At 75.3% G+C, this 14558-nt stretch carries 16 protein-coding genes; 14 read left to right on the top strand and 2 right to left on the bottom strand.

Annotated features, from left to right (window positions below):
* Positions 1-47: 47 nt before the first annotated feature.
* From rplM to ACFSHS_RS01475, 8 genes are all read left to right on the top strand, one after another.
* The gene (gene rplM, locus ACFSHS_RS01440; RefSeq protein ID WP_376870839.1) at positions 48-491 is read left to right on the top strand and encodes a 50S ribosomal protein L13; all 444 of its coding nucleotides are present in this window, start codon (positions 48-50) and stop codon (positions 489-491) included.
* Positions 488-907: a 30S ribosomal protein S9 gene (gene rpsI, locus ACFSHS_RS01445; RefSeq protein WP_376870841.1), complete on the top strand. Its 420-nt coding sequence runs from the start codon at positions 488-490 to the stop codon at positions 905-907. The genes rplM and rpsI overlap by 4 nt, the downstream gene beginning before the upstream one ends.
* Positions 908-918: 11 nt before the next feature.
* Positions 919-2262 carry a phosphoglucosamine mutase gene (gene glmM / locus ACFSHS_RS01450; protein ID WP_376870844.1) on the top strand — a complete coding sequence of 448 codons (1344 nt, stop codon included), beginning with the start codon at positions 919-921 and terminating at the stop codon, positions 2260-2262.
* A gap of 163 nt (positions 2263-2425) precedes the next feature.
* Positions 2426-4288, top strand: a complete 1863-nt coding sequence (gene glmS / locus ACFSHS_RS01455) for a glutamine--fructose-6-phosphate transaminase (isomerizing) (RefSeq protein ID WP_376870846.1) — start codon at positions 2426-2428, stop codon at positions 4286-4288.
* Positions 4289-4384: 96 nt separating this feature from the next.
* Positions 4385-4771, top strand: coding sequence for a holo-ACP synthase (locus tag ACFSHS_RS01460; protein WP_376870848.1), 387 nt, complete (start codon positions 4385-4387; stop codon positions 4769-4771).
* The gene (locus tag ACFSHS_RS01465) at positions 4768-6237 is read left to right on the top strand and encodes an NAD(P)H-hydrate dehydratase (RefSeq protein WP_376870850.1); all 1470 of its coding nucleotides are present in this window, start codon (positions 4768-4770) and stop codon (positions 6235-6237) included. Before ACFSHS_RS01460 ends, ACFSHS_RS01465 begins: the two co-directional genes overlap by 4 nt.
* Positions 6234-7373 carry an alanine racemase gene (gene alr, locus ACFSHS_RS01470; RefSeq protein ID WP_376870852.1) on the top strand — a complete coding sequence of 380 codons (1140 nt, stop codon included), beginning with the start codon at positions 6234-6236 and terminating at the stop codon, positions 7371-7373. The genes ACFSHS_RS01465 and alr overlap by 4 nt, the downstream gene beginning before the upstream one ends.
* Positions 7373-8539: an alpha/beta fold hydrolase gene (locus ACFSHS_RS01475; RefSeq protein ID WP_376870855.1), complete on the top strand. Its 1167-nt coding sequence runs from the start codon at positions 7373-7375 to the stop codon at positions 8537-8539. The genes alr and ACFSHS_RS01475 overlap by 1 nt, the downstream gene beginning before the upstream one ends.
* A 5-nt stretch (positions 8540-8544) precedes the next feature.
* Here ACFSHS_RS01475 and ACFSHS_RS01480 read toward each other — a convergent pair whose 3' ends face one another.
* Positions 8545-9198: a TIGR04222 domain-containing membrane protein gene (locus tag ACFSHS_RS01480; RefSeq protein WP_376870857.1), complete on the bottom strand. Its 654-nt coding sequence runs from the start codon at positions 9196-9198 to the stop codon at positions 8545-8547.
* Positions 9199-9300: 102 nt separating this feature from the next.
* Here ACFSHS_RS01480 and ACFSHS_RS01485 point away from each other — a divergent pair, with 102 nt between their 5' ends.
* The 5 genes from ACFSHS_RS01485 (at position 9301) to tsaD (ending at position 12729) form a co-directional block, all read left to right on the top strand.
* Positions 9301-9930, top strand: coding sequence for a uracil-DNA glycosylase (locus ACFSHS_RS01485; RefSeq protein ID WP_376870860.1), 630 nt, complete (start codon positions 9301-9303; stop codon positions 9928-9930).
* Positions 9927-10379, top strand: a complete 453-nt coding sequence (tsaE, locus tag ACFSHS_RS01490) for a tRNA (adenosine(37)-N6)-threonylcarbamoyltransferase complex ATPase subunit type 1 TsaE (protein ID WP_376870863.1) — start codon at positions 9927-9929, stop codon at positions 10377-10379. The genes ACFSHS_RS01485 and tsaE overlap by 4 nt, the downstream gene beginning before the upstream one ends.
* 35 nt (positions 10380-10414) lie before the next feature.
* Entirely contained in the window at positions 10415-11053 is a 639-nt protein-coding gene (gene tsaB, locus ACFSHS_RS01495) for a tRNA (adenosine(37)-N6)-threonylcarbamoyltransferase complex dimerization subunit type 1 TsaB (RefSeq protein ID WP_376870866.1), read from the top strand.
* A 73-nt stretch (positions 11054-11126) separates the two neighbouring features.
* Positions 11127-11642, top strand: a complete 516-nt coding sequence (gene rimI / locus ACFSHS_RS01500; protein ID WP_376870868.1) for a ribosomal protein S18-alanine N-acetyltransferase — start codon at positions 11127-11129, stop codon at positions 11640-11642.
* Positions 11635-12729 carry a tRNA (adenosine(37)-N6)-threonylcarbamoyltransferase complex transferase subunit TsaD gene (tsaD, locus tag ACFSHS_RS01505; RefSeq protein ID WP_376870870.1) on the top strand — a complete coding sequence of 365 codons (1095 nt, stop codon included), beginning with the start codon at positions 11635-11637 and terminating at the stop codon, positions 12727-12729. Before rimI ends, tsaD begins: the two co-directional genes overlap by 8 nt.
* Positions 12730-12783: 54 nt before the next feature.
* Here tsaD and ACFSHS_RS01510 read toward each other — a convergent pair whose 3' ends face one another.
* Positions 12784-14034 carry a THUMP-like domain-containing protein gene (locus ACFSHS_RS01510; RefSeq protein WP_376870872.1) on the bottom strand — a complete coding sequence of 417 codons (1251 nt, stop codon included), beginning with the start codon at positions 14032-14034 and terminating at the stop codon, positions 12784-12786.
* A 130-nt stretch (positions 14035-14164) separates the two neighbouring features.
* On the opposite strand from ACFSHS_RS01510, the gene groES reads away from it, so the two are divergent.
* Positions 14165-14530, top strand: coding sequence for a co-chaperone GroES (gene groES, locus ACFSHS_RS01515; protein ID WP_458199618.1), 366 nt, complete (start codon positions 14165-14167; stop codon positions 14528-14530).
* The last annotated feature ends 28 nt before the right edge of the window (positions 14531-14558 follow it).

Below are 14558 nucleotides of genomic sequence, written 5' to 3' on the forward strand. Positions count from 1 at the left end.
AGGCGATCCCACCAGCCATCCCGACGACGACGGAGGACACGAGCGCCGTGCGCACGTACTCACCCAAGCCCGGCGAGATCGCCCGGGCCTGGCATGTCATCGACGCCACCGACGTGGTGCTCGGCCGACTCGCCAGCCAGACCGCGCAGCTGCTGCGCGGCAAGCACAAGCCCCAGTACGCCCCGCACGTGGACGTCGGCGACTTCGTCGTCATCGTCAACGCCGGCAAGGTCGCGCTGACCGGTTCCAAGCGGGACGACAAGCGCGCCTACCGGCACTCCGGTCACCCGGGTGGTCTCAAGACCATCAACGTGGGCGACCAGCTGCGCACCCACCCCGACCGCGTCGTCGAGCGGGCGGTCAAGGGGATGCTGCCGCACAACTCGCTGGGACGGCAGATGCTGTCCAAGCTCAAGGTGTACGCCGGCCCCGAGCACCCCCACGCTGCGCAGCAGCCCCAGACCTTCGAGATCAAGCAGGTGGCCCAGTGACCAGCGCAGCGACCCTGACCGACGCCGACGGGCGTCCCATCCAGACCGTCGGCCGCCGCAAGGAGGCCGTCGTCCGTGTCCGCCTCCTCCCGGGCACCGGCCAGTTCCGGCTGAACGGCCGCAGCCTGGAGGAGTACTTCCCCAACAAGGTGCACCAGCAGCTCATCCGTGAGCCGTTCGTGATCCTGGAGAAGGCCGAGCAGTACGACGTCGTCGGCATCCTCAAGGGCGGCGGCGTCACGGGTCAGGCCGGTGCCCTGCGCCTGGCCATCGCCCGCGCACTCATCGAGGTCGAGGGCGACGACCGTCCCGCCCTCAAGAAGGCCGGCTTCCTCACCCGGGACGCCCGCGTCACCGAGCGCAAGAAGTACGGCCTGAAGAAGGCGCGCAAGGCGCCTCAGTACTCCAAGCGCTGACCCGCAGGCCGTTGGGTCGTCTCTTCGGGACCGACGGCGTCCGGGGTCTGGCGAACGCCGACCTCACGCCGGAGCTGTCCCTCTCGGTGGCACGCGCTGCCGCCGGAGTGCTCGCCGACCGCGACGGGACCTCGCGTCCCGTCGCGGTCGTCGGGCGTGACCCCCGCGCCAGCGGGGAGATGCTGGAGGCCGCGGTGGTGGCCGGCCTGGCCAGCGCCGGTGCCGAGGTGCTGCTCGCCGGCGTGGTGCCCACGCCCGCCCTCGCCTACCTGACCGCCGAGACCGGCGCCGACCTCGGCGTCATGATCTCGGCCAGCCACAACCCCATGCCCGACAACGGGATCAAGCTCTTCAGCCGCGGTGGTCACAAGCTGCCCGACGCGGTGGAGGCGGCCATCGAGCAGACGGTCCTCAGCGGCTCCTCCGACGGTCTGCGGCCCACCGGTGCGGCCATCGGCCGGGTGCGCGCGCTGCCCGACGCGATCGAGCGCTACGCCCAGCACGTCCTCTCGACCGTGGACCAGCCGCTCACCGGCCTCCGGCTGGTCGTCGACTGCGCCCACGGCGCCGCGGCCGGCACGGCCCCCGAGGTCTACCGGCGCGCGGGCGCCACCGTGCACGCGATCGGTGACCAGCCGGACGGCTGGAACATCAACGACGGCGTCGGCTCCACGCACCTCGGTCCGCTGATCGAGGCCGTGCGGCAGCAGGGTGCCGACCTCGGGATCGCCCACGACGGCGACGCCGACCGCTGCCTGGCGGTCACCGCCGAGGGCGAGGTCGTCGACGGGGACGCGATCCTGGCCGTCTGCGCCCTCGCCCTGCACGAGCGCGGCGCGCTCAAGGGCGACACCGTCGTCGCGACGGTCATGAGCAACCTCGGCTTCCACCACACCATGCGCGACGCCGGCATCGCCGTGCGGACGACCGCGGTCGGTGACCGCTACGTGCTGGAGGCGCTCCGGGAGCACGGGCTGAGCCTGGGCGGCGAGCAGAGCGGCCACCTCGTCTTCCTCGACCACGCCACGACGGGCGACGGCCTGCTCACCGGACTGGCGCTGCTGTCCCGGATGCGGGCCACCGGCGCCTCGCTGGCCGAGCTGGCGTCGGTCGTGCAGCGGCTGCCGCAGACGCTCATCAACGTGCCAGTCAACGACCGGCTGGCGGTCGCGGAGAGCGACGCCGTCGCCGAGGCCGTCAACGCCGTCGAGGAGGAGCTCGGCGACACCGGCCGGGTCCTGCTGCGCCCCTCCGGCACCGAGCAGTTGGTGCGCGTGATGGTCGAGGCGCCCACCCAGCGGCAGGCCGACGAGGTGGCGGCCCGGTTGGCGGAGGTCGTCGCCGCGGTCGGTTAGGGACCACGCGGGTGGCCCGTCGCGACGAGGTGGGCCGGAGGCCTCACCCCGGAGTGACGCAGCGGCTCACCGTGACGGACGTGGGCTCCTGGCGGCGGTGTCGTGCGGAGCACGACAGTGTCACTGGCGGGAATGGTTCGTCACCGCCGGTACCCTCGATCGAATGTGCGGCATCGTGGGTTACGTCGGTCCGCGGGACGCCCGGGACGTTGTCCTGGAGGGCCTGCGCCGGCTCGAGTACCGGGGTTACGACTCCGCCGGGATCGCCGTCGTCGCTGACGGCGAGCTGACCTCGGCGAAGAAGGCCGGCAAGCTGGCCAATCTGGAGAAGGTGCTCGCCGAGCGGCCGCTGCCGGCGGCGACCGTGGGCGTCGGGCACACCCGGTGGGCCACGCACGGTGGGCCGACCGACCGCAACGCGCACCCGCACGTCTCCGCCGACGGGAGCGTCGCGGTGGTCCACAACGGGATCATCGAGAACTTCGCGTCGCTGCGCGCCGAGTGCGAGGCCGAGGGCGTGGAGTTCACCTCGGAGACCGACACGGAGGTGGCGGCGCACCTGCTCGCGGCGGCCTACCGGAGGGCTCCGGAGGGACCCGGCCGGTTGGCCGAGGCCATGCGGGCCGTCTGCCGGCGGCTGGAGGGCGCGTTCACGCTCGTCGCCACCTCGGCGCTCGAGCCCGACACCCTGGTCGCCGCGCGGCGCAGCAGCCCCCTGGTGGTCGGGGTGGGCGACGGCGAGTACTTCCTCGGCTCCGACGTCGCCGCGTTCATCGGCCACACCCGCGAGGCCCGCGAGCTCGGTCAGGACCAGGTCGTCGAGATCGACCGCAGGCGGGGTGTGACCGTCACCGACTTCTCCGGCGGCATCGCCGAGCCGAGGGCCTACACGGTCGACTGGGACGCCGCGGCCGCCGAGAAGGGCGGCTACGACTGGTTCATGCTCAAGGAGATCGCCGAGCAGCCGCAGGCGGTCGCCGACACCCTGCTGGGCCGGCTGGGCGGGAACGGCGAGCTGGTGCTCGACGAGGTCCGCCTGTCCGACCAGGAACTCCGCGACATCGACAAGATCTTCGTGGTGTCCTGCGGCACCTCGTACCACGCCGGACTCATCGCCAAGTACGCGATCGAGCACTGGACACGCATCCCGGTGGAGGTCGAAGTCGCCAGTGAGTTCCGCTACCGGGACCCGGTGCTGGACCGCTCCACGCTCGTCGTCGTCATCAGCCAGTCCGGCGAGACGATGGACACCCTCATGGCGCTGCGGCACGCCAAGGAGCAGAAGGCTCGCGTGCTGGCCATCTGCAACGCCAACGGCTCCACCATCCCGCGCGAATCGGACGCCGTCCTCTACACCCACGCCGGGCCGGAGATCGCCGTCGCCTCCACCAAGGCGTTCCTCAGCCAGATCGTGGCCTGCTACCTGGTCGGGCTCTTCCTCGCCCAGGTGCGCGGCATCAAGTACGAGGACGAGGTCGCGGCGATCGTCGACGACCTGCGCCGGCTCCCCGAGGCCGTGTCCGAGGTGCTCACGGGCATGGACGAGGTCCGGGCGCTGGGCCGCTCGCTGGCCGACGCGAACACGATCCTCTTCCTCGGCCGGCACGTCGGGTTCCCCGTCGCGCTGGAGGGTGCGCTCAAGCTCAAGGAGCTGGCCTACATCCACGCCGAGGGCTTCGCGGCCGGTGAGCTCAAGCACGGACCCATCGCCGTCATCGACCAGGGCACCCCGGTCGTGGTGATCGTGCCGTCGCCGCGCAGCCGCGAGTCGGTGCACGGCAAGGTCGTCTCCAACATCCAGGAGGTGCGGGCCCGCGGGGCCCGCACCATCGTGATCGCGGAGGAGGGCGACGAGGACGTCGTCCCGTACGCCGACCACCTGATCCGGGTGCCCCGCACGCCCACCCTGCTGGCGCCCGTGGTGACCACCGTGCCGCTGCAGGTGCTCGCCTGCGAGATCGCCGACACCCGCGGGCTGGACGTCGACCAGCCGCGCAACCTGGCGAAGAGCGTCACCGTCGAGTAAAGGACCGCCCGTCCCCCCACGCCTCGCGAGCTCGGCGCGGGCCCCTGACGGGCGGCCGTTCCAGCACCTCCGCCGCTGACGCGGCAGGATGTTCCCGTGATCATCGGGGTGGGGATCGACGTCGTGCCGGTCGAGCGCTTCGCCGAGTCGCTCACCCGGACGCCGGGTCTGCGCGACCGGCTGTTCACGGCGGCCGAGCAGCACACGCCGAGCGGCAATCCGCGCACGGGGGAGTCGCTGGCGGCCCGGTTCGCGGCCAAGGAGGCGCTGGCGAAGGCATTGGGGGCGCCCGGTGACCTGCACTGGCACGACGCCGAGGTGACCGTCGGTGAGCACGGCCGACCGCACCTGGAGATCCGCGGCACGGTGGCCGGGCGCGCCGCCCAGCTGGGCGTCTCCTCCTGGCACCTCTCGCTGAGCCACGACGGCGGGATCGCCTCGGCCGTGGTGGTCGCGGAGGGCTTCCCCCGGGGCGACACGTGATCGGGCTGTACACGGCGGCCGAGATCCGGGCGGCCGAGGAGCCGCTCCTCGCCGCCGGTCCGGAGGGGGCGCTCATGCAGCGCGCGGCCACGGGGCTGGCGACCGTGTGCCTGCGGATGCTGGGCTCCGCCTACGGGCGGCGGATCACGCTGCTGGTCGGGGCGGGCAACAACGGCGGCGACGCCCTCGTGGCGGGCGCGCACCTGGCCGCCCGTGGCGCCCGGGTGACCGCCGTGCTCCTCGATCCCGGCCGTGCCCATCCCGCGGGTCTGCGTGCGCTGCGTCGCGCCGGCGGCCGCGTGCTGGACCCGACGGCGGAGGACAACGGCCTCGACCGGGCCGACCTCGTCCTCGACGGGATCGTCGGCATCGGCGGCTCGGGCGGTCTGCGGCCCCGGGCGGCGGCCCTCGCCGAGCAGGCGGCCCGAGGACCGGGGCTGCTGGTCGCCGTCGACGTCCCGAGCGGGGTGGATGCCGACACCGGCGCGGTCCACGGAACGGCGTTCGAGGCGGGCACGACGGTCACGTTCGGGGCGGTCAAGCCCGGCCTGGTGGTGGGGGAGGGCAAGGGCTTCGCGAACGAGGTGCGCCTCGTCGACATCGGCCTGGACCTGCCGCCGGCGAGGACCCACCAGCTCACCGACGCCGACGTCGCGCTGCGGCTGCCGTTCCCGCTGCCCGGCGACGACAAGTACAGCCAGGGCGTCGTCGGCGTCGCCGCCGGCTCGTCGGTCTACCCCGGTGCCGCGGTGCTGTGCACCGGTGCCGCCCTCCGGACCCGCCCGGGGCTCGTCCGGTACGCGGGCACGGCCGCGGACGGCGTCCGCGCCGCCTGGCCGGAGGCGATCGTCACCGACGGCCGGCCGGCGGACGCCGGCCGGGTGCAGGCATGGGTGGTCGGCCCGGGCATGGGCACCGACGACGCCGCGGAACGGGTGCTCACCGAGGTACTGGCGAGCGACCTGCCGGTGCTGGTCGACGCCGACGCCCTCACGCTGGCCGCCCGCCGGCCCGGGCTGGTGCGCGACCGCAGCGCCCCGACGGTGCTCACGCCGCACGACCGGGAGTTCGCCCGGTTCGGGAACGAGGTCGGGTCCGACCGCCTGGGCGCTGCACGCGGGCTGGCCGCCGACCTCGGCGCCGTCCTCCTGCTCAAGGGCGAGGCCACGGTCGTCGCCGACCCGAGCGGCACCGCGTACGTCAACGGCACCGGCACCCCCTGGCTCGCCACCGCCGGTACGGGGGACGTGCTGTCGGGGATCGTCGGTTCGCTGCTCGCCACGGGCATGGACGCGGCGGAGGCCGCGGCGGTCGGGGCGCACGTGCACGGCCGGACCGGCCAGCTCGCCGCGGCGCGCGGACCCCTGGTCGCCGGGGACCTGCTGCGGCGGCTGCCCGACGCGATCCGCCGGATCCAGCAGGCGGCCGGGTTCGTCCCGATCGGCCTGGGAGACTCGGCGCCGTGACGAACCGAGCCGCCCGCGCCGAGGTCGTGGTCGACCTGGACGCCATCGCCGCCAACACGGCCGTGCTGCGCGACCGGGTCGGCCGGCCGCTGATGGCCGTCGTCAAGGCCGACGGCTACGGCCACGGTCTGCTCCCCGCCGCCCGCGCGGTGCTCGCCGGCGGCGCCGACTTCCTCGGGGTCGCCGTCCTCGACGAGGCGCTGGCCCTGCGCGCCGCCGGGATCACCGCGCCGGTGCTGTCCTGGCTGCACGGCCCCGGCACCGACTACGCCGCCGCGCTGGTCGCCGACGTCGAGGTGTCGGTCAACGCCGAGTGGGCCCTGGCCGAGGTGGTGGCCGCCGCGCGAGCGACCGGCGTGACCGCGCGGGTGCACCTCTTCGTCGACACCGGACTGTCCCGGGAGGGCGCCACGGCCGCCGACTGGCCGGGCGTGGTGGCCGCGGCCGCCCGCGCGCAGGCCGACGGCGACGTGTCGGTGGTCGGCCTGTGGAGCCACATGGCCTACGCCGACGCGCCCACCCACCCGACCATCGGCGCCCAGGTCCGCGTCTTCGAGGAGGCCGTCGACGTGGCGCGCCGGGCGGGCCTGACCGGCGCCGCGCTGCACCTGGCCAACTCCGCGGCGACGGTCGCCCTGCCGGAGACCTGGTACGACTTCGTCCGCCCGGGCGTCGCGCTGTACGGGCTGGACCCGCTCGGCGGGAACCCGGCCGACCACGGGCTGCGCCCGGCCATGACGGTGCGCGCCTCGATCGCCCTCACGAAGCGGGTGCCGGCGGGGGTCGGCGTGTCCTACGGCCACACCTACTTCCCGCAGACGGAGACGACGCTGGCGCTGGTGCCGGTGGGCTACGCCGACGGTGTCCCGCGCGCGGCGGGGAATTCCGCCCCGGTGCTGGCCGGGGGTGCCCAGCGCACCATCGCCGGCCGGGTGTGCATGGACCAGTTCGTCCTGGACGTGGGCGACGCCGACGTCCACGAGGGGGACGAGGTCGTGCTCTGGGGCCCCGGGGACCGTGGTGAGCCGACGGCGCAGCAGTGGGCCGATGCCGTCGACACCATCCACTACGAGCTGGTGACGCGGATCGGCGGACGCTTCACCCGCCGGTACGTCGGCTCGGCGGGGGCGGTCTGATGGCCCGGCCCACGCGGCCGCCCACGCACGGTCGCGGGCGCACCGCCGGGGTCGTCGGCGCCGCCGTCGGCCTGGCGGCGGCCGGCACCGCGCTCGGTGTGGGGCTGACCCGGATCGCCCGCCGTCGCGTGCGCGCCGCCGAGCTGGGCGCCGCCGGGGAGCGGGCCGCGGCGCTGTCGGCCGCCCAGCTGCGTGAGGACGACCCGCTCGGCACCGCCGGCCGGGCCGCCGACCGGACGGCGCTGGTCCAGGCCGACGACGGGGTGCTCCTGTCGGTCGAGGAGATCGGGCCGCGGGACGCGCCCATGACCGTCGTCTTCGTGCACGGCTACACCCTCTCGATGGCGTCCTGGGCCTTCCAGCGGCGGTCGCTGGCCGCCGAGCTGGCGACGGCCAACGGTCACCGGCCCGACGCCCGCCTGGTCTTCTACGACCAGCGCGGTCACGGCTCGTCCGGCCGCGGGGCGCCGGAGCGATCGACCATCGAGCAGCTGGCCCGGGACCTGGACACCGTGCTCCGGATGCGGGTCCCCTCGGGGCCGGTCGTCCTGGTCGGTCACTCCATGGGCGGGATGACCATCATGGGACTGGCCGCACTGCGACCGGAACTGTTCGGCACGAGGGTCGTCGGTGTCGCCCTGCTGTCCACGTCCAGCGGGCAGCTGGCCGAGCTGACGTTCGGCCTGCCGGAACTGCTCACCCGCGTGCGGGCGGCGGTGTTCCCCGTGGCGGCGTGGACGATGCGGCACCGGCCCGCCTTCGCCGAGCGGACCCGGGTCCTGGCCGCCGACCTCGTCTCCATGGTCACCCGCTCGCTGTCGTTCGCGTCGTCCGACGTGGATCCCGCGCTGGGCCGGTACGTGGACTCGATGATCGCCGGGACCCCGGTGGACGTGATCGCGGAGTTCTACCCGGCGCTGGCCGGGATGGACGAGATCGGCTCGCTGGAGCCGTTGCGCCGGGTGCCGACGCTCGTGCTCACCGGCGACAAGGACAAGATGATCCCGATGGAGCACAGCGAGCGCATCGTGGAGCGGCTCCCGGACGCGCGGTACGTCGTGGTCCCCGATGCCGGGCACCTCGTGCTCCTGGAGAAGTCGGACGAGGTGACCGGCGCCCTTGCGGCGTTCCTCCGCCGGCTCGCGGCGGGCGCATCGGCGCACTGAGGCGCTCATCGGCCGCCGCCGTCACCACCACCGCCGCCCCCGCCCGCGTCGGTGCCCCCGCCCCTGCCTGCGAAGAAGGGATCGGAACGGGCCGCGTCGAGCCGTCGCCGGAGACCCACGGCCCGTTCCTTGGCGGTCGGTACGGGAAAGGCCTCGAAGAGCGAGGCCCGCAGCAGCGCGTCGTCGACCCCGTTCCGACCGTGCAGGGCCACCAGCACGGCACGGCCGCCGGCCCACGCCGGGTCCGTCGGCGGGCTCGCCAGGACGCTCCGCAGCACGCGGCGGCCGGCGGTCGTCGGCACCGGCGCCCGGTTCGCACGACGCAGGACCGTGCCCCACCGGCTCACCAGTCCCTCGGCCACCAGCCGGCGGCCGACGGCCAGGATGCGGGTGTCGTCCCGGAGCCGCCACAGGATCACGTCCACCGAGCGATGGCCGCGGGTGCCGACGGCGTCGAGCACCGCGGCCTCGACCGGGTGCCGGCGGGCCGGCTCCGCGACGGCGAGCTGGCCCGGCGCGTGCACCCGGACGCGGCCGGCCTCGACCATCGCGACGAGGGCGGAGTCGACGAGCCGGGCCAATCCGCCGGCGAGGTAGGCGATGTCGTAGAGGTCCAGGTCGCACGGGCCCAGCGGCGGCGCCGCGCCGGATGTCGTCATGACCGGCCGCCCTTCCGGCGGAGAGGAGAACGCGCCCGCGAGGACGGTCCCACTGGGTGGCGCCCGGGGGAAGCGCCGGAGGGTCCTCGTTAGGGTGCGGGGGTGGCCGACCCCCGACCGCCCCGGTTCGACGCCTCGGCCGACGAGGTGGCCCGCGTCGCGGCCGCGGCACCCGACTGGGCGGCCCTCGCCGCGGCGGCGCGGCCGTGCGTCGCCTGTCCCGAGCTGGCCGCCACCCGGCAGCACGTGGTCGTCGGCGACGTGCCGCTCACCGGACGGCCGCGGTTCGCGCTGGTCGGCGAGGCGCCGGGCGCGCAGGAGGACGAGACCGGCCGGCCGTTCGTCGGCCGGTCAGGCGCGCTGCTGGACGAGCTCCTCGCCGAGGCCGGTCTGGACCGGGCCGAGGCCGCCGTGCTCAACGTCGTGAAGTGCCGGCCCCCGGGCAACCGCACGCCGAAGGCCGCCGAGGTGGCGCGCTGCAGCGGATGGCTCCGGCGCCAGCTCGAGCTGCTCGACCCACCGGTCGTCGTGGCCCTGGGCCTCTCGGCCGCGAAGTGGTTCCTGGGGCCGCGGACGGTCCTGGCGCAGGTGCGCGCCCGGCCGCACCCGGTGGAGGGGCGCGCCGTCTGGGCGACCTACCACCCGTCGGCCGCCATCCGGTTCGGCCCGAACGGCGCTCCGCGGGCCGGGCTGCTGGCCGATCTCACCGCCGTCGCAGGGACGCTGGCGTGAGGCGGGAGCACGTCCTGCCGACACCGGAGGCGACGCACGCCCTCGGCCGGGAGCTCGCCGGGCTGCTGCGGCCGGGCGACCTGGTGGTCCTCGTCGGACCCCTGGGTGCCGGGAAGACGGCCCTCACCCAGGGCATCGGCGCGGGGCTCGGCGTCCGCGAGCCGGTCACCTCGCCCACCTTCGTCATCGCCCGCGTGCACCGGGACGGGCGCGTGCCGCTCCTGCACGTCGACGCCTACCGGCTGGGCGGGGTCGCCGACGTCGACGACCTCGACCTCGACGCCTCGACCGGGGAGTCGGTCACCGTCGTCGAGTGGGGGCAGGGGCTGGTGGAGCAGCTGGCCGACGAGCACCTGGAGATCCGGCTCGACCGGCGCGACGACGACGTCCGGACCGCGCTGCTCGTCCCCCGGGGACCCGGCTGGGAGCAGCGGCTCGCCGCCGCCTGAGTCGACCGGACGGCGGCTCGGTAACGTGGTCGGACGTGCTCGTCCTCGCGCTCGACACCGCCACTCCGACGCTCGTCGCCGGGCTGGCGCGCTGGTCGCCGGGCGCCGGGACGGAGGTCCTCGCCGAGCGCACCCTGCCCTCGGGCAACCGGCACGCCGAGCTGCTCACCCCGGCGATCCAGGACCTCCTGGCCGACGCCGGGACGACGATGGCCGACGTGGACGCGGTCGTGACCGGGCTGGGCCCCGGCCCGTTCACCGGGCTGCGGGTCGGGGTGGTCACCGCCGCGGCGCTCGCCGACGCGCGCGTCCTGCCGGTCGTCGGTGTCTGCTCGCTGGACGCGATCGGCGCGGGAGCGCGGACGGTGGTGACCGACGCCCGCCGCAAGGAGATCTACTGGGCGGCGTACGACGCCGACGGGACCCGCACCGAGGGGCCGGCGGTCGTCCGGCCGGAGGAGCTGGGCCGCCCCGGGCCGTTCGTGGGCGATCCCGCCTTCGCCGCCCGGCTGGGTGCGGAGGTCGTCCCGGCGGACGTGACGACTGCGGGCCTGCTGCGCGCGGCCGGTCCCCAGCTGGCCGACCCCTCGTCGGCCGGGCCGCTGGTCCCGCTGTACCTGCGCCGCCCGGACGCCACCCCGCCGACGGTGATCAAGGCGGTGTCGAAGTCGTGAGCCAGCTCGCGAGCCCGGCACGGGGCGCGGCCCGGCCCGGCAGGCGGCTGACGAGCGCCGGCGAGGACCACGCATGACGGTGACCCTGCGGCCCATGACGGTCGCCGACCTGCCGGCCGTGATGCGGCTGGAGGAGGAGCTCTTCGCCCCCGACACCTGGACCGAGGCGATGTACCGCGACGAGCTCTCCCGTGCCGACACCCGCTACTACCTGGTGGCCGAGTTCGACGTCACCGGGGACGAGGACGAGCCGGTCGGCGGGCCCCCGGTCCTGGTCGGCTACGGCGGGCTCATCGCCTACGACGACGAGGCGCACGTGGCCACCCTCGGCGTCGCCACCGCGCTGCAGGGCGAGGGGATCGGCTCGCTGCTGCTCGACGCGCTCCTGGCCGAGGCGGACAGGCGCAGCCCCGTCGTCCTGCTGGAGGTCCGGGCCGACAACGAGCGCGCCCAGCACCTGTACCGGCGCCGCGGATTCGTCGAGATCGGCCGCCGGCGCGGCTACTACCAGCCCAGCGGCGCCGACGCCGTCGTCATGAGACGCAAGCGGGTGCGGGCCCTGAGCCGAACGGGAGGCGGACGTGGCTGATCGCGTGGGCGGGGAACCGCTGGTCCTCGGCTTCGAGACCTCGTGCGACGAGACCGGGGTGGGCCTCGTCCGCGGGCACACCCTGCTCGCCGACGCCCTGGCCACCTCCGTGGACGAGCACGAGCGCTTCGGCGGGGTCGTTCCGGAGATCGCCTCGCGGGCGCACCTGGAGGCGATGGTCCCGACGGTGCACCGCGCGCTCGCCGACGCCGGCGCGACCATCGACGACGTCGACGCGGTCGCCGTCACCTCGGGTCCCGGACTCACCGGCGCGCTCCTGGTGGGCGTCGCGGCGGCCAAGGCCTACGCGCTGGCGCTGGGCAAGCCGCTCTACGGGGTCAACCACCTGGCCGCGCACGTCGCCGTCGACGAATTGCAGCACGGGCCGCTGGCCGAGCCCTCGATCGCCCTGCTGGTCTCGGGCGGGCACAGCTCGCTGCTGCTCGTGCCCGACCTCGCCCAGGACGTGCAGTCGCTGGGGCGCACCGTCGACGACGCCGCGGGGGAGGCGTTCGACAAGGTGGCGCGCGTGCTGGGCCTGCCGTTCCCCGGTGGCCCGCCGATCGACCGCGCCGCGCGCGAGGGCGACCCGGCGGCGATCGCCTTCCCGCGTGGCCTGACCGGCCCACGCGACCCGGTCTACGACTTCTCCTTCTCCGGCCTCAAGACGGCCGTGGCCCGCTGGGTGGAGGCGCGGCAGCGAGCGGGGGAACCGGTGCCGGTGGCCGACGTCGCGGCTTCCTTCCAGGAGGCGGTCGCCGACGTGCTGACGAGGAAGGCCGTTCGCGCCTGCCAGGACCACGGCGTCGACCACCTGGTGCTCGGGGGCGGGGTGGCGGCCAACTCCCGGCTCCGGGCCCTCGCCGAGGAGCGATGCGCGGCCGCGGGGATCGTCCTCCGCGTACCCAGCCCCCGCCTGTGCACCGACAACGGTGCCATGGTGGCGGCCCTGGGCTCGAGGCTGGTGGCCTCCGGGGTCGCGCCGTCCTCGGCGGACCTGGGCGCCGACAGCTCGCTGCCGGTCGAGGTCGTCAGTCGAAGGACCACCCTTCCCCCCACGCCTCGCACGCTCGGCGCGGGCCTCTGAAGGCCGTTCCAGCACGTCACCAGGCTCGGGGCGAGCCGCCGGACGGGCCTCGGCTCACTGCGGGTCGCAGACCAGCACCGTCGGGGTGCCGGCCGCACGGGTGACCACGACGACGGCCCACTCGCTGCCGGGCCCTCGCAGCTGCCGGGCGAGCGTCTCGGGCTCGACGGGGGAGCCGCGCTTCTTGACCACCACCCGCCCGATCCCGCGGGCGCGCAGGTGCGCCCGCAGCCTCTTGAGGTTGAACGGCAGCACGTCGGCGATCCGGTAGGAGCGCACCCAGGGGTCGTCGGTGCGCGCGTCGGAGGTCAGGTAGGCGATCGTCGGGTCGACCAGCGTCGCGCCGAGGCGCGCGGCGACCGAGGCCACCAGCCCCGAGCGGATGGCCGCCGGGTCGGGTTCGTGCAGCCACTGCCGGACCGGGCCCCACGGCGCCGGCCCGGGGTCCTCCCCGGCGGTCAGCTCGTGCACCGCGCCGTCGCGCACCAGGGTCGCCCGCCGCCATGTCTCCGACACCGCCGGCCCCCACAGCAGGGCCTCGACGATCGAGCCGGCGACCGACACCCACTCGGCCTCCACCCCGGCGGGCACGCGGTCGTGGTCGAGCCCGGGAGCCACCTTGACGACCGTGGCCGGCACGCGGTCGAGCAGGGCGGCCACGGTCGACCAGGGAGGGGACCACCGGTCCGGATCCAGCTGGCGCCGTCCCCCGGCGCGGCGGGCGGGATCGAGCACGGCGGCGGCGCATCCCGCCACCCGCCCGTCCCCGGCGGCGGCCACCAGGTCGACGACGTCGGCGGCGACCACCCGCACCCGATCGGCCACGCCCAGGGCCTCGGCGTTGGCGGCGGTCAGCTCGCGGGCCACCGGATCGCGGTCCACCGCCACCACCGACGCCCCCGCGCGGGCCAGCGCGATCGTGTCCGTGCCCGCCGCGCATCCCAGGTCGGCGACGGTCGAGGAGCCGGCGGACAGCAGCCGCGCGGCCCGCCGGGAGGCCAGCTCCGGGCGCCCGGCCTGCTCCAGGGTGCCGGCGGTCAGGAGGAGGACGTCGGCGTCGGCGCCGAAGACGGGCCGGGCGCGGGCACGCAGGCGGGCGAGTTCCCAGGCGGGGCCGGCGTGCTCCGGGCCCACCTCCCCGCGGAGCCGGTCGAGGCCCGGCAGCAGGTCGACCCCGGCGGCGAGCAGCTCGCCGGCCAGCCGTGTCGCCGCCGTCCCCTCCGGGCCGCGCAGCCAGCGCAGCACGGCGATGGCCGCGTCCTCGGGCAGGTCGTCCGCGAGGTCCTCGGCAGGGTCGGTCGGCACCCGGCAAGCCTGGCGCAGCCCTCCGCTCGCCCACTCGGGGGCCCGGTTGAGCGGCTGGCACTCTCCTGAGTAGAGTGCCAATCGACACGGGCTGGCGCCCGACCCCCGCGACGGCGGGTGCCCGGATCCCGTGCCACAGCATCAGAACATCCACCAGCCGTCCGACACCGAAGGGGGCGTCGCCGACGTGACGACCGCTACCAAGGTCAGCATCAAGCCGCTGGAGGACCGGGTCGTGGTCCAGGCCAACGAGGCCGAGACCACCACCGCCTCCGGCCTAGTCATCCCGGACACCGCCAAGGAGAAGCCGCAGGAGGGCACGGTCATCGCCGTGGGCCCCGGTCGCATCGACGACAACGGCAACCGCGTTCCGCTCGACGTGAACGTCGGCGACGTGGTCATCTACTCGAAGTACGGCGGCACCGAGGTCAAGTACGGCGGCGAGGAGTACCTCGTGCTCTCCGCCCGCGACCTGCTCGCCGTCGTGGAGAAGTAGAAGGACCCCGTCGCCCCCCACCGCAGAA

Origin of the sequence: Blastococcus deserti, assembly GCF_042682525.1 — a bacterium.
GTDB lineage: Bacteria > Actinomycetota > Actinomycetes > Mycobacteriales > Geodermatophilaceae > Blastococcus_B > Blastococcus_B deserti.

Coding starts and splice junctions, on each gene's coding strand:
- glmS (WP_376870846.1), top strand. CDS start 2,426: ATGTGCGGCATCGTGGGTTACGTCGGTCCGCGGGACGCCCGGGACGTT.
- ACFSHS_RS01475 (WP_376870855.1), top strand. CDS start 7,373: ATGGCCCGGCCCACGCGGCCGCCCACGCACGGTCGCGGGCGCACCGCC.
- ACFSHS_RS01480 (WP_376870857.1), bottom strand. CDS start 9,198: ATGACGACATCCGGCGCGGCGCCGCCGCTGGGCCCGTGCGACCTGGAC.
- rimI (WP_376870868.1), top strand. CDS start 11,127: ATGACGGTGACCCTGCGGCCCATGACGGTCGCCGACCTGCCGGCCGTG.